We start from the raw sequence: 20,798 nt of genomic DNA on the forward strand, positions 1-20,798 counted from the left end.
GCCCGAGGGATGGAGGGTCTGCGGTCATGCCAATATGAACGGCATGTCTTCGCATGACGGATCGTCACCGCAACCTACCTCGGCTCCCACCCTGTGTGGACGCCCGGTAGCGACCGATCGTGCTCTGGTCATGGCCATCGTCAACCGAACACCGGACTCGTTCTACGACCAAGGCGCCACCTTTTCGGACGCCGCGGCCATGGCGGCGGTCGACCGGGCCGTCGCCGAAGGTGCCGACCTGGTGGACATCGGTGGTGTGAAAGCCGGCCCGGGTGACCTGGTCGACACGGAAGAAGAGATTCGTCGGGTGGTCCCCTTCGTGGCGGCGATTCGCACCAAATACCCAGAACTTCTCATCAGTATCGACACCTGGCGAAGTGCGGTGGCACGACTGGCGTGCGCCGAGGGCGCCGATCTGATCAACGACACCTGGGCAGGTGCCGATCCCGAATTGGTGGCCGTCGCGGCCGCGTCCGGTGCCGGAATCGTCTGCTCGCACACCGGCGGTGCGGTTCCACGCACTCGCCCCCATCGTGTTCGATACGCCGACATCGTGGCCGACGTCGTCGAGGAGGTCGTCGCCGCGGCCGAACGTGCCGCGGCGCTCGGTGTGGCGCGGGACGCGATCCTGATCGATCCGACCCACGATTTCGGAAAAAACACCTTTCACGGGCTCGAGTTGTTGCGGCGAGTGGACGTTCTTGTAAATACCGGGTGGCCGGTGCTCATGGCGCTCAGTAACAAGGACTTCATCGGGGAGACTCTTGGTGTGGAACTTTCCGAGCGGTTGGAGGGAACATTGGCAGCGACAGCGATGGCCGCAGCAGGCGGCGCTCGGGTGTTCCGAGTTCACGAAGTGGCGAGCACCCGTCGAGTGGTGGACATGGTTGCGGCGATCACGGGCCGGCGTGCGCCCGTGCGCACGGTTCGGGGGCTGGCATGAGCGCCGGACCGTCGATCAACGTCGATTCCTCGGTGGCCGGGATCAACCATGCGTGGTCCGAGGCGAATACCTTCGATCATCCGATCTGGACGATCGAGGAGCTCGAACGTGCGAAAGCCGGTCGCACGGTGTCGGTCGTTCTTCCGGCGCTGGACGAGGAAGAAACCGTCGCCGCGGTGGTGAACACGATCCATCCACTTCTCGGTGGCCTCGTCGACGAGCTGATCGTGCTGGATTCAGGATCCACCGACCGGACCGGTGAACGTGCGCGGGCGGCGGGGGCGCGGGTGGTGAGCCGGGAACAAGCCGTCCCGTCCCTCGCGCCGGTGCCGGGTAAGGGCGAGGTTCTGTGGCGGTCACTGGCCGCGACTACCGGTGATCTGATTGCGTTCGTCGATTCGGATCTGATCAACCCGGACCCGGCTTTCGTCCCGAAGCTGCTGGGTCCGCTGTTGACAGTGGACGGTATCCACCTAGTGAAGGGCTACTATCGGCGCCCGTTGCGGGTCAGCGGCACCGAGGACGCCAATGGGGGCGGCCGGGTCACGGAACTGGTGGCGCGGCCCATGCTGGCGGCGCTCCGGCCGGAACTGACGTCGATTCTGCAGCCACTCGGCGGCGAATATGCCGGTACTCGGGAACTTCTCTCGGCGGTACCGTTCGCACCGGGGTACGGGGTGGAGATCGGGTTGCTGCTCGATACCTACGACACCCTCGGACTGGGTGCGATAGGTCAGGTCAACCTCGGGGTCCGCAAACACCGCAACCGGCCTCTGGCCGATCTGGGAGTCATGAGTCGGCAGATCATCGGAACGATGCTCCGCCGCTGCGGGATCGAGGATTCCGGAGCCGGGCTGACTCAATTCCTCGTCGACGGCGATTCCTTCGTTCCCGAGACCACCTCGGTCTCGCTCGTCGACCGTCCGGCGATGAACACGATCCGAGAGTGATGCACGGGGGTCTCGGTACCGCGCCGAGATATGGAAGTATCTGGGCATGCTCACGATCCTGCTGTACCTGATTGTCATGGCGCTGGTCGGCGGGACGATATTCCTGGCGGCCGGCGCCGTGTTCGGGCGCTCGGAAGAGCTTCCCGCTTTGCCGCCCGGCACGACGGCCACGGTACTGCCTGCCGAGAACGTCACCGGCGCAGATGTGAGTGCTTTACGTTTCCAGCAGGTGCTGCGGGGATACAAGGCCAGCGAAGTGGACTGGGCTCTGCATCGTCTCGGTATCGAAATCGATTCCCTGCGTGAAGAATTGGCGCGAGTCACGGCAGCAGATGTCGAGTCGGGCGAGGCTGAGTTCGAGTCGCCGGTCGGTCTCTCACCGGCCGAGAGCGCAGGATCGATCCCCGCCACCGACCGGCAGTGAGATCGAGACGACGGTGAGATCGTGACGGCGGTGAAATCGTGACAGCGGTGAGATCGTGACGGCGGTGGAGTTGGTCCGATGCGCGTGGGCGGTGGACACGGCCGGGGGCACCCTCTATCGCGACTACCACGACACCGAATGGGGCAAGCCGGTACACGGGCGCGACGCCCTGTTCGAAAGGCTGGCACTCGAGGCGTTCCAGTCCGGGTTGTCGTGGATCACCATCCTGCGCAAGCGTGAGTCGTTTCGAGCCGCTTTCGGCGGCTTCGACCCGCAGATCGTTGCCGAGTACGGAGAATCCGACATCGATCGACTCCTTGCCGATTCGGGCATAGTGCGCAATAGGTCGAAGATCGAAGCCACCATTTCCAACGCCCGCGTTTTGGTCGACACACCCGAACTCGACCTCGATTCGCTCCTCTGGTCGTTCGCCCCGCCCCGCCGCCCCGCACGACTTGCATCGATCGACGACGTTCCGGCGATCACCGAGCAGTCGACGGCGATGGCCCGCGAGCTCAAGCGACGAGGATTCAGATTTGTGGGCCCTACCACTGCATATGCGCTCATGCAGGCAACCGGAATGGTGGACGATCACGTGTCTGATTGCTGGGTTCCGGCAACACGATGAGCACGACGCGAACACGCGTAAAGCCACGCAAATTCCCGGTTCCCGTGTTGATAGGGAACAATAGGGGGTACGAGCCTCGTCGATAGCTGGCGGGGCGCACCGTTAGTCGAGGCGCAGAGCAGTGCAGCGCAGATCTGGAGGGAGCAGAGGATGGCGGCCATGAAGCCCCGGACCGGGGACGGTCCCCTCGAAGCAACCAAAGAGGGACGAGGAATCGTCATGCGGGTTCCACTCGAGGGTGGCGGGCGCCTTGTCGTCGAGCTCACCCCGGATGAAGCCGCTGCACTCGGTGAAGAACTCAAGAACGTCACCGGCTGATCGGTTCGTTCGACTCGTTCTACAGTTTTCATCATCGACGGTAAATTGCACTCAGGCCCCGTATCGATCAGGTACGGGGCCTGAAGTGTCTGTGCCGCAGCCAGACGTGAGGGGCAGCCGATGCTCGGCGAAGTGATCGACCTGTTGGCCTGTCCGGCCTGCCGCAGCGAGCTCGATGTCGACGACGGTGTGGCGCAATGCCTTCGCGGCCATCGATTCGATGTCGCCCGGCAGGGGTACGTGAGTTTGCTCGACGGCGGTTCCACCAAGTTCGTCGGTGACAGTGCCGAGATGATTGCGGCACGGGCACGGTTTCTCGGCAGCGGACATTTCGATCCGCTGATGCGCACGCTGGCCGCGGCATGTGTGGAATCGGCGCCGGACCCGGAGCCGGCTCGGCTTGTCGAGATCGGGGCAGGCACCGGGCAATATCTGACCTACGTCCTCGACCGATTACCGCACTCGCGGGCCGTGGCCTTGGACGTGTCGAAGTTCGCGGCCCGACGCGCGGCGCGAGCACACGAGAATATCGGTTCGATCGTCGCCGACGCCTGGCAGCCGTGGCCACTGCGCGACTCCTCGTTGTCCCACGTCCTCTGTGTCTTCGCTCCGCGCAACGGTGCACAGTCGCATCGAGTGCTGGACGACGGTGGCGTCCTGGTCGTCCTGACGCCCACCGAGCGGCACCTGCGGGAACTGATCGGCGATCTCGACATGGTTCGCGTCGACGACCGTAAAGTAGAACGCCTCGAATCGTCGATGGCAGGGCTGTTCGACCGCGTCGACAGCAGTGTCGTGGAGTACGTCGCCGTTCTGAGCCGAGCAGACGTCCTCGATCTGGTCGGAATGGGGCCGACAGCGCGTCACCGGTCGGCGGCGGACCTCTCGGCGGCCGTTGCGAACCTGCCGGAGACGATTCGGGTCACCGTCTCGGCGACGGTGACCGTGTACCGGAAGCAGTAGCGCCGAGACCGGTCGCGGCCGTCACCGCCGCCGCGACGCGTCCGCGTAGACCTCGAGGGTCTGACGCGCGATTTCAGCCCAGGAGAACTCACGTATCGCACGTTCTCGTCCGACGCGTCCCATCGCCGCTGCCCTTGCGGGGTCGGCGATCAACGCGTTGACGGTGTCAGCCAACGATTCCTCGAATGCGCCGGGCTCGTATGCGTTGTAGTGCACGAGGAGGCCGGTGACGCCGTCCTCGACCACCTCGGGAATCCCCCCGACGTCCGAAGCGACAACCGCGGTTTCACAGGCCATGGCCTCGAGATTGACGATGCCCAGCGGTTCGTACACCGATGGGCATACGAATAACGTTGCTGCCGAAAGTATTTCCCGAATCTGTTCGGTAGGTCGCATGTCGCGGACCCAGAACACGTTGCCGCGGGCCGCCGCCAGGTCCGCGACCGCCCGTTCGGTCTCGGCGGCAATCTCGGGTGTGTCGGGAGCTCCGGCGCACAGGACGAGCTGAATATCGGAGTCGAAGTGGTGCGCTGCCGCCACCAGGTGCCCGACACCTTTCTGCCGGGTGATCCGCCCGACGAACGCCACGATCGGTTTGGACCGGTCGACACCGATCGCATCCAACGCGGACTCGGTGCCCGGCGCTGCGGGTCCGGGACGCCACACGTCGGTGTCTATTCCGTTGCGTACTACGTGAACACGGCTCGGATCCACCGACGGATACGCGTCGACGACGTCGAGGCGCATACCGGCGCTGACCGCGATCACCGCGTCGGCATGCTCTACCGCGTTGCGCTCGGACCATGACGAAATGCGATACCCACCACCCAACTGCTCGGCCTTCCACGGGCGCCGAGGTTCGAGGGAATGCGCGGTCAGAACGTGCGGCACGTCGTAGAGCGCGGACGCGAGATGCCCGGCCAACCCGGTGTACCAGGTGTGCGAGTGCACGATGTCCACACCCGCGGCCGCATCGGCCATGCGCAACTCGGTGGACAGCGTCGAGAGGGCCGCATTGGACCCGGCCAACGCGGGATCGGGGGAGTGGACGAACACGCCCTCGCGCGGGGCGCCCATGCAGTGGACGTCCACTTCGCACAGTTGCTTCAACTGTGCCACGAGCTCGGTGACGTGCACCCCTGCCCCACCGTAGATCTCGGGCGGGTATTCCTTGGTCATCATTGCGACTCGCACGCGCTAAACCTAACCGGCCGAACCCGATCCGGCCACCGATTCGACCACTGCCGTGTCCTGTCGAAGCTGAGGCACCGGTCACCTCCGGCCGCTTCGCTAGCGGGAGTGATGCGGGCCGGATAGGTTAACGGTGTGAGAAGCCAGCCGCATGTGCTCGGAATCGTGCTCGCCGGAGGCGAGGGCAAACGCCTTTATCCGCTGACGGCGGACAGAGCCAAACCAGCGGTGCCGTTCGGGGGCGCCTATCGACTCATCGACTTCGTGTTGAGTAACCTCGTGAACGCGGGATACCTACGCATTTGTGTGTTGACGCAATACAAGTCGCACTCACTCGACCGACACATTTCCCAGACCTGGCGTTTGTCGGGTTTCGCCGGGGAGTACATCACCCCGGTTCCCGCTCAACAACGTCTGGGTCCACGGTGGTACACCGGCAGCGCCGATGCGATCCTGCAGTCGCTCAACCTCGTCTACGACGAGGACCCCGAATACATCGTGGTGTTCGGCGCCGACCACGTCTACCGTATGGATCCCGAACAGATGGTGGCGCACCACATCGAATCCGGGGCAGGTGTCACCGTTGCCGGTATCCGCGTACCCCGTAGCGAGGCTTTTGCGTTCGGGTGCATCGACAGTGACGAGTCCGGCCGCATCACCCAATTCCTCGAGAAGCCCGCGCATCCCCCCGGCACCCCGGACGACCCCAATTCCACCTTCGCGTCCATGGGTAACTACGTGTTCACCACCAAGGTGCTCGTCGATGCGCTCCGCGCCGACTCGGAGAATTCCGATTCCGATCACGACATGGGCGGTGACATCATCCCTGCACTCGTCGCAGCGGGCGAGGCGTCGGTCTACGACTTCAAGGACAACGTCGTTCCCGGCGCGACGGACCGTGACCGTGGCTACTGGCGCGATGTCGGTACCCTCGACGCGTTCTACGACGCCCATATGGACCTGGTCTCGGTCCACCCGATCTTCAACCTCTACAACCGGCGCTGGCCGATCCGCGGCGCCACCGAAAACCTGGCTCCCGCCAAGTTCGTCAAGGGCGGGCTCGCTCAGGAATCGGTGGTCGGTGCCGGATCGATCCTGTCCGCGGCCACCGTACGGAACTCGGTACTGAGTTCCAACGTCATGATCGAGGACGGCGCGACGGTGGAGGGCAGCGTGTTGATGCCCGGCGTGCGTATCGGCAAGGGCGCGGTGGTGCGGCGGGCGATTCTCGACAAGAACGTCGTGGTCGGTGACGGGGAGATCATCGGTGTCGACCTGGACCGGGATCGGGAACGATTTGCCGTCAGCCAGGGTGGTGTCGTCGCCATCGGCAAGGGCGTCTGGATCTGACGGTCGCCCGAACCAGCGCTTGCCGACGTAGGAGCTACAGCTTGCTGGCGCAGAGCAGACCCTCGCCGATCGGGAGGAGTACCCGAATCAGTCGGATGTCCTCGGCGATGGCCTTCGCGGCTTCGCGCACCGCTACCGTCGCGGCGTCACGAGCAGACGAATCCGCCGCTCGCCCCCCTGCCAGAGCCCCGTGCAGGACGATCACACCGCCCGACCGGAGCAACCTGACGCCCTCGCGCACGTAATGCGGATGATCGATCGGGGTGCAGTCGACGAAAACGAGGTCGTAACCGCCGTCGGCGAGTCGAGGGAGGACGTCCAGTGCCCGCCCGTTGATGAGACGAGTGCGCGCCGGCGCAATCCCGTTCTCCCGGAACGTGAGTTTTGCCACACGTTGGGATTCCGGTTCGTGATCGATGGTCGTCAGAACTCCGTCGTCGCGCATCCCGCGGAGCAACCACAAACTGCTGACCCCGGCGCCGGTACCGACCTCGACGGCCGTCTTCGCGTCGAGCATCCGGGCGAACATCGCCAGGGTCGCACCGACTGCCGGGCTCACCGGGTCGGCGTCGAGATCCAGGGCTCGGTCTCGCGCAGCGGCCGTCATCTCGTCTTCGGAGACGGCCCCTTCGACGTAACGGAGTATCTGTTCGGCGTGGGTCACGTCCATGAGGTTATCGGGCGCGCCGGGTTGTCGGTGCACGGCGCGCAGTCCTCGGCATTCTCAGGAAGGCCTCAGGTTCTTCATAGGACTAGCACACCGCGGTGCGAGATGCTTTCCTCATCGCCGGAGCGCAGGTCGCCGGGGGTGACGGTCATGCCGACCTCGGCAGTCGGGAACAAAACCCGCCAACGGCAGGTTTGTACCAACGCCGGTGCGTCGAAGATCGTGACGCGCGGTCCAGAGCAGGAGGATCCAGTTATCTACCAGGTCAACGACGAGCGTAGCCCTCGAGTGTCGGAAGTGAAGACGACGGAATCGGCTGTGGATTCCGAGCTGGTCGGTACCGCCGTGTTCGACGCGACGGGCGAGAAGTCGACAATGCCGTCATGGGACGAGTTGGTTCGTCAGCACGGCGACCGGGTGTATCGCTTGGCCTACCGGCTCTCCGGTGACGCTCAAGATGCCGAAGACCTGACCCAGGACACGTTCATCCGTGTGTTTCGCTCGCTGTCGGACTACCAGCCCGGCACGTTCGAAGGGTGGCTGCACCGCATCACGACCAACCTGTTCCTGGACATGGTTCGTCGTCGTAACCGCATTCGTATGGAGGCACTTCCCGAGGACTACGACCGGGTTCCCTCACCAGGTCCGGACCCGGAGCAGATCTATCACGATGCTCGCCTCGACGCCGATCTGCAGTCCGCTCTCGACTCGTTGGCTCCGGAGTTTCGCGCTGCCGTGGTTCTCTGCGACATCGAAGGTCTGTCATATGAGGAAATCGGTGCCACACTGGGTGTGAAGCTCGGAACGGTGCGTAGCCGCATCCACCGTGGGCGACAGGCGATTCGTGATCACCTGGCTGCGCAGCGCGCGGCTGAATCCGAACTCGTCGGTTCCTGACGGTCGGATCAGTGGCGAGCACCGCAGTTGTGCTGGTCCGAGACGTGGGTCGATCATCTGGAGGGACGAATGACGGAGGCGCGGGTACATCGCCAGTTCGGTTCAACCGAACATCTGGCCAGTGAGGCCATTGCGGCGTACGTCGACGGAGAGCTCCGGATGCAGGCTTACCTTCGAGCCGCCCAGCACATCGCCGAATGTGGCGAGTGCTCGGCGGCCGTCGAGGCGCAGCAACAGGCCCGTGGCGCACTGCGTGGTAGCGGCGAGATGACGATGCCCCTGTCGCTGCTCGGTCTCCTCAGTCAGATTCCGTCGTGTAACGGCCCGCACGGCGATGCGGATCGGCAATCGCTGTCCGCTCCCGGCCGCAGATTTTCGCTTCGTCGGCGTAAATGACCAACGGACCGGGTTTCGGCGCGGTCAGCGGACGTCCCCGGTCGCGGATCAGTGATACTGGATCACGTGACTGACGGACAGAGGGGGCAATCCGGGGTGAATTCGGTTTCTTCGGACGAGGGAAGTGCGGTCGGCCCCGTTGACCCCACGGTCGTGGGCCGCCCCGGCGATGCCCCCGTTCTGGGGCCTCGCCCGGTGAATCGGCCGGCGATCGATCCGACGACCCGGCAGGTTTTCGGGCGACCCAGCGGCCTCGAAGGATCGTTCTCGCCGGTGGATTCTCGCCGGGTGGCACCTGCTCCGTTGTTCGTCGGCCCGCCCGATCCCGTTCTGGCGGAGGCCTTCGGGCGTCCCGAAGGCGAAACCGACACGATCGGGCGTGATCCCGATGCTTCTACCACCGCTCCTGCATCCGAGGACGTGCCGAGCGATCCCTGGCGCGATCCGCAATCCGAAGTGGCACTGGGTGGGCCGGTGGAGTCCGCCATGACGATCCCGCGGCCACTTGCCGACAAACTCGACGTGCGCGAGGTGCTGTTCGGTCGGAGAGTTGCACCGTCGGCATTGGCAGCCCTGGCCGGAATCGCATTGGTGATCGCACTGGTCGGTGGACTCGTCGCCACCGTGCTCACCGCGGATCGCAGCGCGCTGACCAGTTCACGGGTCACCCTGGTGCAATCCGGCACCGACGACCACCCGCAGTCGCAGGTGGCGAAGGTCGCTGACGCGGTCCTGCCCTCGGTCGTCTCCATTCAGGTGGCCGTGGGTGATCAGGGCAGTACCGGATCGGGTGTCGTCATCGACGGTGCCGGATACATAGTCACCAACAATCACGTGATCTCCTCGGCCGCGCCCCCGGTGCAGGGAGCGACGATTCAGGTGATCTTTTCCGACGGCACCAAGACTGACGCGAAAATCGTCGGGCGGGACGTCAAAACCGATCTGGCCGTGCTCAAGGTTGCCGCGAACAACCTGACCGTTGCCCAACTCGGCCGGTCCGGCGACGTCCAGGTCGGCGACGATGTGGTCGCTGTCGGATCACCCCTCGGCTTGAGTAAGACCGTTACCCGCGGAATCGTCAGTGCGCTGAACCGACCACTGCGTTTGTCCGGCGAGGGCACCGACACCAACGCGGTGATCGACGCCGTCCAGACCGACGCCGCCATCAATCACGGAAATTCGGGTGGCGCGCTGGTCGACGACGAAGGCAGGGTGATCGGAATCAACACGGCGATGCTCAGCGAGTCCGGTGGATCGGTGGGATTGGGTTTCGCAATTCCGATCGACACCGTCACGGCGGTCGCGCAGGCCATCATCCGCGACGGTTCGGTGCGTCACCCCGACATCGGCGTCAATGCCCGGACGGCGGTCAACGACGCCACCAGCGGCGCGGACGTCGCCAACGTCAGGGAAGGCGGTGCCGCCCAACGGGCCGGAATAGTCGAAGGTGACGTGATCGTCAAAGTAGGGGATCGAGCGGTCACGAGCGCCGACGAGCTGGTGGTGGCGTTGAACGCGACCACTATCGGAGCGCCGGTCGCGGTGCAGCTGATCCGGGACGGGCGGCAAGTGGACATCACCGTGACCCCGGATTCGGATTGACGGACGGGGCGCGGCGCAAGCCGGACGAACCGGTCGTGGGCGGACTCGCCGTCGACACAGTAGGCTGACCCTTGTGTTCGGCAACATCGGTTGGGGCGAGTTCATGATCCTGCTCGTAGCTGCTCTGGTCATCTTGGGACCTGAGCGGCTGCCTGGTGCGATCTCCTGGGTGACCAAGTCGCTCCGGCAGGTACGTGAATATGCTTCCGGCGCGTCCAATCAGCTCAAGGAAGAACTGGGCACCGACTTCGAGGATCTGCGTAAGCCGCTTGCCGACTTGAACAAGCTGCGCGGAATGACGCCGCGCGCGGTCATCACTCAGCATCTCCTCGACGGTGACGATTCGATCTTCACGGGAAACTTCGACAAGAAGCCGCAGAGTGGCCCCGCGCAACCGACATCCCTGTCGAAGGACAAGCCACTGGCCGCAGGTGAGCGTCCGCCGGTCGACTACGACGCCACCTGAGCGTCACCCGGCCGCGCACCTCACGAACCGAAACGGGACCGACATCGAAATGTCGGTCCCGTTCCTCGTTGGTGCGATCAGGTGTTCAGGAGCATCAGATCGGCGTTACCACGTTGGAGCGCAACGGATTTCGCATTCACCTCGTCTGGTCCGTTGGCCCAGGCCGCGGCGGCGTCCGGGTCCTTGCCTGCCCGGATGTGCCGCGCTACGAGGCGAGCGAGGCGGAGGTCGTCGGGAGTGTGCAGATACCAGACTTCGTCCATGCACTTCCTGGCCTGTGCCCACGCCCCGGTCGGCGAGAGGAGGTAGTTGCCGTCGGTGAAGACGGTGTCGACCTCGCGCTCGACACCGATCGATCCGGCGACCGGATCTCCGGCGTTGTGATCGAAGTCCGGAGCGTAGACGACGTCCTCGTCGCGGGCGCGGAGTCTGCGGAGCAGGTGGGCGTATCCCCACGCGTCGAAGGTGTCGACGGCACCTTTGCGATCGGAGCGTCCGAGGGTTGCCAGCACCCGATTGCTGAGATGAAATCCGTCCATAGGCACCGCTGCCGTTCTCGACGGCGTACCGAGAGCCTCGACGACCTCACCGATGAGGGTCGTCTTCCCGGTGCCGGGTGGTCCGGTGATGCCGATGATCACCCGGTGACCTGGGCGCTGCAGTCGCCGCACTCGGGACGCCAGGTCGTCCGCTGCGAGGCAGACGGGTTCGGGAAGCGCATTCGCACCGGCGGCCATCTCAGTCGGCTGTCGTCAACGAGTCGAGCAGCGCTCGGGTTCCGGCGGTGTGGAGGGTGCTCAGCGCCGAGCGGTACGGTCCGGCGAAGGCCTCGGTCGCACCGAGGTCACCGAAGATCTCGGTCACGTCGAGGAAGGCCGTAGGATTCTCCCGGTTCAGGCCGGCCGCCGTCATCAGTTGTTCACGACGCGGATCACGCACGTCGATGGCATCGCCGTTCTCGTCGGTGCCTTCGGCGTACCGTGCCCACCCGGCGACCACTGCGGCGCAGACCGCGACCGGGCGTGATGCGGCGAGTTGATCTCGGACACCGGGCAGCACGAACTTCGGGATGCGATCGGAGGTGTCCTCGCAGATCCGGCTCAGGCGATCCTTGATCTGCGGGTTTCCGAAGCGCTGCAACACGGTTCGGCCCCAGCCGTGGAGATCCACTCCCGGGATGGGGCGCAGGGTGGGTACGGCTTCCTCGTCGATGTACCGGAGCAGCATCGCATTGATGCCGGGATCGGCGATGGCCTCGTGTACGTACTCGAGGCCGAGCAGGTGGCCGAAGTAGCACAGGGCCTGATGGGTGCCGTTGGCCAGGCGCAGCTTCATCAGTTCGTACGGTTCGACGTCGGCGACGACGTCCACTCCGACGGTTTCGAGGGCGGGGCGGCCGGCTGCGAAGTTGTCCTCGAGTACCCATTGGGTGAACGGCTCACAGGTGACCGGCCACGCGTCGTCGACGCCGTAGGTCTCGGACAGGAACGCTCGATCGGCGTCCACTGTCCCGGGTGTGACCCGGTCGACCATGGAACTGGGGAACGACATGTTGGCGTCGATCCAGGAGAGAAGTTCGGGGGCAACGGCTTTCGTGAAGCCGATCAGGGCTTCGCGGGCGACGTGCCCGTTTTCCTGAATGTTGTCGCACGACATCAAGGTGACCGCGCCTGCCCCGGACTCCTTGCGGCGGATCAGTGCTTTGACCACCAATCCCAGCCAGGATCGATTCGAGTTCGGATCGGCCAGATCAGCCTCGATCAGCGGATCGCCGGCCCCGGAGAACGCGCCGGTGACCGGGTCGATGCCGTACCCGCCCTCGGTGATGGTGAGGGAGATGATTTTGGTGTTCGGATCGGCCAGACGGCTGATGACGGGTTCGCCGTCGTCGGCGGCGCGGTCGAATCCGACGATCGATCCGATGACCGTGGTGCGCGTGGCGCCGTCCGGGTCCTTCTCGGTGAGGCTGTAGAGACCGTCCTGACCGGCCAGGGCGTCGGCGATGTCTTCGCCCTTGGATTCGATGCTGACGCCCCAGATCGCCCACCCCGCACCGGCTTCGGTGTGCAGCAGACGATCCAGATACATGGCCTGGTGTGAACGGTGGAAGTGGCCGACTCCGATGTGGACGATTCCCGGCGTCAGATCGGAGCGATCGTAGGTCGGGACGACGACGTCGGACGGCAGAGAGTGCAGAGTGGAGTTACTGAGCTTCATGGTGCTCTTTCTGAGTATTGCGGCAGTTGTCAGGTTCCGGCCAGGCCGGTGATCACCTTGAGGAGAGAGTCCGGGGTGAACGACGAGGTCGGTGCGTCGGCGATCACCCGGCCGAGTCGGAGAACCACGATCCGATCGGTGGCCTCGAGGACGTGCGGCAACGTGTGCGAGATGAAGATGACGCCGAGCCCCTGCTCCTTGGCTCGCGCGATCACCTGCAGGACCTCTGCGGCCTGGCGGGCGCCGAGGTGGTTGGTGGGCTCGTCGAGGATGATGAGCTTGCGAGCCCAGGTGATGGCGCGGCCGATGGCCACGGCCTGGCGCTGCCCGCCGGACATGGTGCCCACCGGCCGGCTACCTCCGGCGACACCGATCCCGGCCCGCTCGAGGCCTTCCTTCGCTCTGGTGGCCATCGCCTTGTGATCGAGCAAGCCGAGTTTCCCGGCCAGGCCCGGTCGCAGGATCTCGCGCCCGAGGTAGACGTTGGCACTGATCGACAGGTCGGCGCACAGACCGGAATCCTGGTACAAAGTTTCGATTCCGGCGTCGAGGGCCTCGGCAGGGGAGTTCCAGCGACGCTCCACACCGTCGAGCAGCACGGAGCCGGTGGTCGGCTGGTGCACACCGGAGAGGATCTTGACCAGCGTCGACTTTCCGGCCCCGTTGTCGCCGACGAGACCGACGACCTCGCCGGCGCGGATCTGGAAGCCGGCGTCGGCCAACGCGGTGACCGAGCCGAACGTCTTGCCGACTCCGCGAGCTTCGTAGATGACCTCAGCCATTGGCTCGCCTCTTTCGCAGTCCGGAGAACTTGACCTGTTGCAGCGCGACGGCTCCGGCGATGAGTACACCGACCACCACCTGCTGCCAGTTCGGGGCCACACCGATGAGGATCAGGCCGCTGAGAACAGCGGTGGTGATCAGTGCGCCCAACACGGTGCCGGACAGCTTGCCGCTGCCGCCGGTGAGGGCGAGTCCGCCGATGACGGCTGCGGCGATGGCGTTGAGCTCCTGGCCCTGTCCGGACGTCGGGGACCCCGAGCCCAATCGCATGTAGACGTAGACGCCGGCGAGACCGGCCAGCAGGCCGGAGAGTGCGTACACCTTCACCAGGTGGCGGTTGACCGGGATGCCGGCGCCGCGCGCAGCGAAGGAATTCGATCCGATCGCGTAGGTCCATCGGCCGAAGCGCGCCTGCTCCAACATGATCCAGAAGAATGCCAGCACCAGCAGCACGATGATCAATGGCAATGTGAGGACGCCGAGATAGGTGGTGTTGCCCAGGGTGATCACCTCGGTCGGTCCGCCTGCGATCTGTACGCCGCCGGTGGCCACCAGGGTGAGTCCGGCTCCGGCTCCGAGGGTGGCCAGCGTTGCGATGAACGGGGCGAGCTTCGCCTTGGTGACCAGGAAGCCGTTGACCAGCCCCACCGCGAGCCCCGTGGCGAGCCCGACCAGAAGGCCCACCAGAATGGTTGCGGCGACGGGAGTTCCGTTCGACTCCAACGAACGCATGGCCAGTGCGCAGGTGACTCCACTCAGACCCAGGGCCGATCCGACGGACAGATCGATACCACCGGTGAGGATGACGTAGGTCTGGCCGATCGCGAGCAACATCACCGGCGCGAAGTCCTGCAGGATGTTCGCGAAGGCGAACGAGCTGAAGTACTTCGGATTCATGACGGTGAAGAAGGCGACCATCACGATCAGGACGCCGAGCAGGATCACATCCTGACGGCCCAGTAGCGCGCCGAGTCGTTCGGCCGTCGTCGGCTGCGCGGCCACGACACTACCGGTGACGGGGCGGGTCGGCTTCTCGGATTCAGTTGGCCGGGTAGACATGCGCTGTCATTTCCGCGAGGTTGTCGGCGGTGATCACGACGTTGGGGAGAACCAGCGACTTCTCGATCTCGTCGACGTTGTTACCGCGAATCTTGTCCACCACGTACCCGAGCGCGGCAGCAGCCTCGGCGCCGGGCTGCTGGGCGACGAGAGCGGTGTAGACGCCGGCCTTCAGGTCGTCGATCTGATTCTCGTACGCGTCGTAGCCGATCAGCTTGATCTGGCCGGACTTGCCGGAGTTGCGCAGGGACGCAACTGCTCCGGTGCCGGAGGTGCCGTCGGCAGCAAAGACGCCCTTGAGTTCGGGGTACTTGAGCAAGGTGGTGTTCAGTGCCGAGGTGGCCTTGGCCGGTTGGCTGTTGGCGTACTCGGTTCCGACGACGGTGATACCGGGGAAGTTCTGGGCGATCTCGTCCTTGAAACCCTGCTCGCGAAGCTGATTGGTGGTCGCGGTCGGCGAGCCGGAGAGGATGAACACCTCACCGGAGCCACCGATCTGCTCCGCCATTGTTCGCGCGGCCTGCCGGCCACCGTCGAGGTTGTCGCCGGTGATGAACGAGGTGAGCGCGCTCTCGTCGGCCACCGTCGTGTCCACGGTGACGACCGGGATCTTCATCGCGGCCGCCTTGGTCACGGACGGCTGCAGTGCATTGGGGTCGGTGGGTACCAGGATCAGGCCGTCGACCTGCTGGGTGAGCATCGCGTCGACGAACGGTAGCTGCGACTGCGGGGAGTATTCGTCGGCAGCGCCCTGCCAGAGCAGCTTGATGTCGAGTTCGCGTGCCTTTTCCTCGGCGCCGACCTGCATTGCCTTGAAGAACGGGTCGGATGCGATACCCGGAACGAATCCGATGGTCAGCTTGGTCGAGCCGTCGGCGGCGGTGTCGCCCGACTCGCCTCCGCAGGCGGCCAGTGTGACGGCGATGGTTGCGGCAGCGGACACGCTCACCACGGATCGAAGCAACTTCTTCAAGGCCAAACTCCTTTGTCGGGGCCAGGTCTACGCCTCAGGCAGGTCGCGAGAGATGCGCACGTCGGCCCGGATCAGCGCAGGAGCGTCGATGTCGCGCTGCAGGGGCAAGCGCTTGCGTTGATCGGGCGTCGGCCGAGGTTAGCGTCAGCGCAAGGGCTTGCGCAAGCCCTTGCGCAAGGGCTTGCGTGGACAGGTGGTCTCCACCTAGCCTGGGGGAATCCTCGGCCGGCGAGGCTCTGAACAAGGGAGATCCATGTCGACGATGGCCGACGTTGCCAGGGTTGCCGGCGTGTCCGCCACTACGGTGTCGCACGTGCTCAACGGCACGAGAACGGTCGCGCCGGAAACGGCAGAACTGGTTCGGGCGGCAGTGCGGACCACGCGATACCGGCACAACCTGGCGGCCCGCGCGTTGGCCACCAACTCCACGCACACGATAGGGCTCGCCATGTCGGTCGTGACCAACCCGGGTTTCGCGGAATTGGTGCGCGACATCGAGCGTGAGCTGCGAGCCAAGGGATACACCTTGATCCTCGCCGACACCACCGACGACCCCGACGTCGAGGTCGAGGTGATCAACGATCTTCTCGATCGCCGAGTCACCGGACTGATCGTCAATCCGCTGGAAGGGAATCCGGAACTCAACAACACCCTGACCGAGTTGCTCGAGCTGGGCACACCGGTCGTGTTCCTCGACCGCCGATCGCAATTGCCCGCCGATCAGGTCTACTCCGAGTGCGTCGAATCCGTGAAAGCGCTGACGCTACACCTTGCCGAGCGCGGACACCGGCGCATCGTGTACGTGCAAGGCGCCATGACGACCATGTCGGCGCACGACCGCCTGCAAGGGTTCCGTGAGGCCGTCCGTGAGGCCCATCTCGTTGCCGACAGCGCGATGATTCTCGACGGCAGTTCCGACAAAGACGTTGCCCAGCAGGTGGTGTCGGAGTACTTCACCTCCGTCGACCCGGCGGAGCGGGCGACCGGCCTCGTGGTGTCGAACAACCTGATGACACTCGGGGTGTTGCGGGCGCTGCGTGGCGTCGGGCTGCGAGTGCCAGAAGACGTCGCCGTCGTGTGTTACGACGACTTCGAGTGGGCAGATCTTGCGTCACCGCAGATTTCGGCGACCGCACAGGATCATTCGGCACTGGCGGAACACGTGGTCGCACTGCTTCTGAGCCGGATCGCCGATCCGGCCGTCGACCCTCGAACCGTCGTGGTTCCGACGTCGTTTCAGCATCGACAGTCCTGTGGCTGTGCTCCGATCACGTCGGCCCGCTGACAGCTTCGTCAGGACCGGCTGACGAGTAGCAGCCGGTTCGTCACATGTTGCGGACGGTGTTGATGCCGAGCGACATTCCGGCAAGCCCACGTTGGCGTACTGCCAGTTTGTCCGCGATGCTCTTGAGTGCGATCGCGGCGGCCGACTCGGGGGCGCTCAGAACGATCGGAGTTCCCGCGTCACCGGCTTCGCGAACAGACGGATCGAGCGGGATCTGACCGAGCAGCGGGACCTGTGCACCGACGGCTTTGGTGAGGCGGTCGGAGACCGTCTGGCCCCCACCTTCACCGAAGACATCCATGCGGGTGCCGTCGGCTAGTTCGAGCCAGGACATGTTCTCCACGACCCCGGCGACGCGTTGGCGAGTCTGCAACGCTATGGCTCCTGCACGTTCGGCGACCTCCGCTGCGGCTTGCTGCGGGGTGGTCACGACGAGGATCTCGGCGCTGGGGATGAGCTGGGCCACCGAGATGGCGATGTCGCCGGTGCCGGGCGGCAGATCCAGGAGCAGTACGTCGAGATCGCCCCAGAACACGTCGGCGAGAAACTGTTGCAGCGCCCGGTGCAGCATGGGGCCGCGCCACACGACGGGCGTGTTGCCCTGAGTGAACTGCGCGATCGAAATCATCTTCACGTCATGGGCGATGGGCGGCATGATCATGCGCTCCACCTGTGTCGGTTTTGCGTCGGTGCCGAGCATTCGAGGTATGGAGTGGCCGTAGATGTCGGCGTCGAGCACGCCCACGGACAAGCCGCGAGCGGCCATAGCTGCGGCGAGATTTACTGTGACACTGGATTTTCCGACTCCACCCTTGCCTGAGGCGACTGCATACACGCGGGTGAGGGAACCAGGCTGAGCGAACGGGATGACCGGCTCGGCGGAGTCGCCACGTAGCGACCGCCGCAACTCGGTGCGTTGAGCGTCGTCCATGACATCGAGTTCGACGCGGATGGCACCGACGCCGGGCACGTCCGCAACGGCCTTGGTGACGCGTTCGGTGATCTCGCCGCGCATCGGGCAACCGGCCGTGGTCAGGTAGATGCCGATGTCGACGCTGTTGTCGTCGGCCAGTTCGATGCCCTTGACCATGCCGAGTTCGGTGATGGGTTTACGGATCTCGGGATCGAGAACCTTGGCGAGCGCGGAACGAACATCGGACTCGGTCAGTACAGACATGTCTCCATGGTAGGACCAGGCAGGTCAGTGGATGCGCGGCAGGTCACCCGGAGCGGGGACGATGCCGGTCGAATAGCCGAGCGACCACGCGAGAACGTTCGCCACGTAGGCCGCCGAGTTGTTGTATCGATGGATGGCGGCGGCGGCCTGCGTCACGTCGTTCATGTTCAATCCGCCGTCACAGAGATACTTGCCGGTGGTCAGGGCAGAGTCGAACAGGTTCTGGGGGTCGGCCTTGCCGTCGCCGTTGCCGTCGCTGCCGTAGATCGCCCAGGTGGACGGCAGGAACTGCATGGGGCCCACGGCGCGGTCGTACACCGGATCGCCGTCCAGTGCGCCGCCGTCGGTGTCCATGATGACGGCTTGGCCGGGCAGGCTGCCGTTCAGTGGCAGGCCGATCACCGGTGTGAGGAGGTCACCGTGTGCGTCGGCGTCTCGGCCGTCGTTGGCGTGGCCGGACTCCACGCGGCCGATTCCGGCGATCAACGTCCACCGCATGTTGCAGCCGGGATTGGATACGGCGAGCATGCGCTCGGCGTTCTGGTACGCGGCAAGGCTGACGCCCGGGATGCCGAGTGCACCTTCGGCCATGGAGGCCGGTATCGGCGGCGTGCTCTGGACGGGGGCGGGCGGCTCGGGTTCGGACGATGCCGGCTCGACCACCTCGGGTATCGGCGGGAGGACGTCGTTTTGTGGCACGGCTGTTTCGGTGGCAGTGGCAGCTTCGGTGACAGCTTCGGAGGAGCTGGTGTTCAGGAACGGAATCTTGGAGTCGGCGCCGGCCGAATGGGCCGCGGCGACGATTCCGACAGGGACGAGACCGGCGATCGCAATGACCGAATTTCGACGAATGCTGGAATTTGCCTGTTTGCGGTGCCGACCCACTGTTATTGCCTCCTGAACCTCCGGAGGAGGTTTTCCGTTCAACTGACGGAATCGAGGCTACCCGACTTGTTGCAGTTCCGTTATTCAACCGTGACCAAAACTGGTCGAATTCAGGGTCCTGCACTGCTCAAACGTTATTTCTGGTTATAAATTAGGCATGCCCGGAATGATAGGGGTGAGCGGAATGACCGGTACTGCGGGTGCGGGTGCATTATCGGTGGTGGAGGCCGGAGTGGGTGCGGGTGTGGTGGTGGACGCGACCCCCGGGCGGACGATTTCGCACGGCAGCAGAATGCCGGGCTGCAGGTGATCGAGCGCTTCGGCGGGCAGGATTTGGCACATGTCATCGGGCCAGCGCCATCCGTCGGGAGCCGCTATCGGCCAGGTCAGTCCGCGGCTGGTCAGCACCGGAAGTGGGACGAAGATCCCTGGCGGTGCCGCCGCGCGCTGGGCCTGGGGTGAGCCGGGTACCGCTGTTGTTCCTGGTACCACTGTTGTTCCTGGTACCACTGTTGTTCCTGGTACCACTGCGGGCATTGCCGGGAGGTCGGGAAGCAGTGCGGCGGCGGAACTCGGATCGGAGATCGGGTGCGGGTCCGGATCGGCGGCTGCGGCCAGCATTGCCGGTGTGGACGCCTCCTGACCCGGGATACTTCCGGCTGCCGTACTTTCCGTGTTCGTCCCGGCTGTGTACGGCAACGGGCCGGACGGAACTACTCCCTTGCTGTACGCCGTGGACCACATGATGACGTTTGCCGCATATGTAGCTGAATTATTGTACCGCAGAACAGCTTTGAGTTCATCGGCCGGGTTGCGCAAGACGAGGCCACCGCTGCAGAGATACTTGGCGGCAGCCAGGGACGCATCGAAGACGTTGTTGGGGTCGGCGGCCCCGTCGCCGTTGCCGTCGGCGGCGTACGCCTTCCAGGTGGCCGGAATGAACTGCATGGGACCCACGGCCCGATCGTGGTTCGGGTCGCCGTCGATCGCGCCTTCGTCGGTGTCGGTGATGATTTCGTTTCCGGCTAGTCGGCCGTCGAGCACGGGACCGTAGAGCGGCGTGAGCAGTGTTCCCACGGAATCGGTCCGCCCGCCGCCGGCATGCCCGGATTCGATACGGCCGATCCCGGCGAGGAGGTGCCAGGACACCCCGCAACCCGGCGCCTCCGTCATCATCTGAAGTTCGGCGGATCGGTAGGCGTTGAGCACGATCTCCGGGATGCCCAGAGAGGTCAGGACGATCGAGGACGCCACCGGACTTGTCACCGAGCCGCCCACCGCACTGTCCGCAGGTGGAGCGGAACGTTGAGTGCGGACGGTGCGGGGGGTGGGGAGGAAGTCCACGGAGTTGTCGGCGCCGTGGACTGCGACACCGGCCAGGGCGACGGGGACACGACTCGTCGCGGACGAGGCGCTCGAGGCAGTCGGTGTCGCCGGGCCGGCGGCCACGAGTAGCCCGCCGACCAGTGTGGACGCTGCGATGATTCCTCGTACGCGCACGATTCCCCTTTGGCTGGTTCCCCGCTCCGAAGATGCTCGTTCTGTTCGTCGAGATAGTCCTGATTGCTGTGATTTATGTTACTCGGCAGTCAGGATTCGTGTCGTGGAACGTGGGAATGCCCGG

General features: G+C 64.9%; 22 protein-coding genes. 12 read left to right on the top strand and 10 right to left on the bottom strand.

What is annotated here, in order from left to right; all coding sequences use genetic code 11:
• Positions 1-43: 43 nt before the first annotated feature.
• The 6 genes from folP to ABH922_RS04840 all read left to right on the top strand — a co-directional run bounded on the left by folP (position 44) and on the right by ABH922_RS04840 (position 4,226).
• Positions 44-943: a dihydropteroate synthase gene (gene folP / locus ABH922_RS04815; RefSeq protein ID WP_424805845.1), complete on the top strand. Its 900-nt coding sequence runs from the start codon at positions 44-46 to the stop codon at positions 941-943.
• A complete protein-coding gene (locus tag ABH922_RS04820; protein ID WP_424805846.1) occupies positions 940-1,893 on the top strand; it encodes a glucosyl-3-phosphoglycerate synthase in 954 nt (317 codons plus the stop codon). Before folP ends, ABH922_RS04820 begins: the two co-directional genes overlap by 4 nt.
• 46 nt (positions 1,894-1,939) lie before the next feature.
• On the top strand, positions 1,940-2,317 hold the full coding sequence (locus tag ABH922_RS04825) for a DivIVA domain-containing protein (protein WP_424805847.1): 378 nt from the start codon (positions 1,940-1,942) through the stop codon (positions 2,315-2,317).
• 55 nt (positions 2,318-2,372) lie between these two features.
• Entirely contained in the window at positions 2,373-2,945 is a 573-nt protein-coding gene (locus tag ABH922_RS04830) for a DNA-3-methyladenine glycosylase I (protein WP_424805848.1), read from the top strand.
• A gap of 150 nt (positions 2,946-3,095) precedes the next feature.
• On the top strand, positions 3,096-3,263 hold the full coding sequence (locus ABH922_RS04835; protein ID WP_424805849.1) for a DUF3117 domain-containing protein: 168 nt from the start codon (positions 3,096-3,098) through the stop codon (positions 3,261-3,263).
• 120 nt (positions 3,264-3,383) lie between these two features.
• On the top strand, positions 3,384-4,226 hold the full coding sequence (locus ABH922_RS04840; protein ID WP_424805850.1) for a putative RNA methyltransferase: 843 nt from the start codon (positions 3,384-3,386) through the stop codon (positions 4,224-4,226).
• Positions 4,227-4,247: 21 nt separating this feature from the next.
• On the opposite strand, the gene glgA is transcribed toward ABH922_RS04840, so the two are convergent.
• A complete protein-coding gene (gene glgA / locus ABH922_RS04845; protein WP_424805851.1) occupies positions 4,248-5,420 on the bottom strand; it encodes a glycogen synthase in 1,173 nt (390 codons plus the stop codon).
• Positions 5,421-5,552: 132 nt separating this feature from the next.
• Between glgA and glgC the strand changes: the two genes are divergently transcribed.
• Positions 5,553-6,767: a glucose-1-phosphate adenylyltransferase gene (gene glgC, locus ABH922_RS04850; protein ID WP_424805852.1), complete on the top strand. Its 1,215-nt coding sequence runs from the start codon at positions 5,553-5,555 to the stop codon at positions 6,765-6,767.
• A 34-nt stretch (positions 6,768-6,801) separates the two neighbouring features.
• Here the strand turns inward: glgC and ABH922_RS04855 are convergent, their stop codons facing one another.
• Positions 6,802-7,437 carry an O-methyltransferase gene (locus tag ABH922_RS04855; protein WP_424805853.1) on the bottom strand — a complete coding sequence of 212 codons (636 nt, stop codon included), beginning with the start codon at positions 7,435-7,437 and terminating at the stop codon, positions 6,802-6,804.
• 147 nt (positions 7,438-7,584) lie between these two features.
• Here ABH922_RS04855 and sigE point away from each other — a divergent pair, with 147 nt between their 5' ends.
• From sigE to tatB, 4 genes are all read left to right on the top strand, one after another.
• The gene (sigE, locus tag ABH922_RS04860) at positions 7,585-8,331 is read left to right on the top strand and encodes an RNA polymerase sigma factor SigE (RefSeq protein WP_424805854.1); all 747 of its coding nucleotides are present in this window, start codon (positions 7,585-7,587) and stop codon (positions 8,329-8,331) included.
• A gap of 69 nt (positions 8,332-8,400) precedes the next feature.
• Positions 8,401-8,727: a hypothetical protein gene (locus tag ABH922_RS04865; protein ID WP_424805855.1), complete on the top strand. Its 327-nt coding sequence runs from the start codon at positions 8,401-8,403 to the stop codon at positions 8,725-8,727.
• 66 nt (positions 8,728-8,793) lie between these two features.
• Positions 8,794-10,329, top strand: coding sequence for a S1C family serine protease (locus tag ABH922_RS04870; RefSeq protein WP_424805856.1), 1,536 nt, complete (start codon positions 8,794-8,796; stop codon positions 10,327-10,329).
• Positions 10,330-10,402: 73 nt separating this feature from the next.
• Positions 10,403-10,795: a Sec-independent protein translocase protein TatB gene (gene tatB / locus ABH922_RS04875; RefSeq protein ID WP_424805858.1), complete on the top strand. Its 393-nt coding sequence runs from the start codon at positions 10,403-10,405 to the stop codon at positions 10,793-10,795.
• Between the two features lie 77 nt (positions 10,796-10,872).
• Here tatB and ABH922_RS04880 read toward each other — a convergent pair whose 3' ends face one another.
• The 5 genes from ABH922_RS04880 to ABH922_RS04900 are packed head-to-tail and all read right to left on the bottom strand — an operon-like array spanning position 10,873 to position 15,827.
• Positions 10,873-11,532, bottom strand: coding sequence for a nucleoside/nucleotide kinase family protein (locus ABH922_RS04880; protein ID WP_424805859.1), 660 nt, complete (start codon positions 11,530-11,532; stop codon positions 10,873-10,875).
• A 1-nt stretch (position 11,533) separates the two neighbouring features.
• Positions 11,534-13,012, bottom strand: a complete 1,479-nt coding sequence (locus ABH922_RS04885) for a mannitol dehydrogenase family protein (protein ID WP_424805860.1) — start codon at positions 13,010-13,012, stop codon at positions 11,534-11,536.
• A 29-nt stretch (positions 13,013-13,041) separates the two neighbouring features.
• Positions 13,042-13,794, bottom strand: a complete 753-nt coding sequence (locus tag ABH922_RS04890) for an ATP-binding cassette domain-containing protein (protein WP_424805861.1) — start codon at positions 13,792-13,794, stop codon at positions 13,042-13,044.
• Positions 13,787-14,854, bottom strand: coding sequence for an ABC transporter permease (locus tag ABH922_RS04895; RefSeq protein ID WP_424805862.1), 1,068 nt, complete (start codon positions 14,852-14,854; stop codon positions 13,787-13,789). Before ABH922_RS04895 ends, ABH922_RS04890 begins: the two co-directional genes overlap by 8 nt.
• A complete protein-coding gene (locus ABH922_RS04900) occupies positions 14,835-15,827 on the bottom strand; it encodes a substrate-binding domain-containing protein (RefSeq protein ID WP_424805863.1) in 993 nt (330 codons plus the stop codon). The genes ABH922_RS04895 and ABH922_RS04900 overlap by 20 nt, the downstream gene beginning before the upstream one ends.
• A 253-nt stretch (positions 15,828-16,080) precedes the next feature.
• Between ABH922_RS04900 and ABH922_RS04905 the strand changes: the two genes are divergently transcribed.
• Positions 16,081-17,112 (top strand): LacI family DNA-binding transcriptional regulator, encoded by a 1,032-nt coding sequence (locus ABH922_RS04905; protein WP_424805864.1) that lies wholly within the window; start codon positions 16,081-16,083, stop codon positions 17,110-17,112.
• 40 nt (positions 17,113-17,152) lie between these two features.
• Here the strand turns inward: ABH922_RS04905 and ABH922_RS04910 are convergent, their stop codons facing one another.
• From ABH922_RS04910 to ABH922_RS04920, 3 genes are all read right to left on the bottom strand, one after another.
• The gene (locus tag ABH922_RS04910) at positions 17,153-18,289 is read right to left on the bottom strand and encodes an Mrp/NBP35 family ATP-binding protein (RefSeq protein ID WP_424805865.1); all 1,137 of its coding nucleotides are present in this window, start codon (positions 18,287-18,289) and stop codon (positions 17,153-17,155) included.
• A gap of 24 nt (positions 18,290-18,313) precedes the next feature.
• The gene (locus ABH922_RS04915) at positions 18,314-19,174 is read right to left on the bottom strand and encodes a lytic transglycosylase domain-containing protein (RefSeq protein WP_424805866.1); all 861 of its coding nucleotides are present in this window, start codon (positions 19,172-19,174) and stop codon (positions 18,314-18,316) included.
• A gap of 144 nt (positions 19,175-19,318) precedes the next feature.
• Complete coding sequence (locus ABH922_RS04920) at positions 19,319-20,674, bottom strand: lytic murein transglycosylase (protein WP_424805867.1); 1,356 nt, start codon at positions 20,672-20,674, stop codon at positions 19,319-19,321.
• Positions 20,675-20,798 lie beyond the last annotated feature (124 nt).

Source organism: Rhodococcus sp. 27YEA15 (genome assembly GCF_049739425.1).
GTDB lineage: Bacteria > Actinomycetota > Actinomycetes > Mycobacteriales > Mycobacteriaceae > Rhodococcus_F.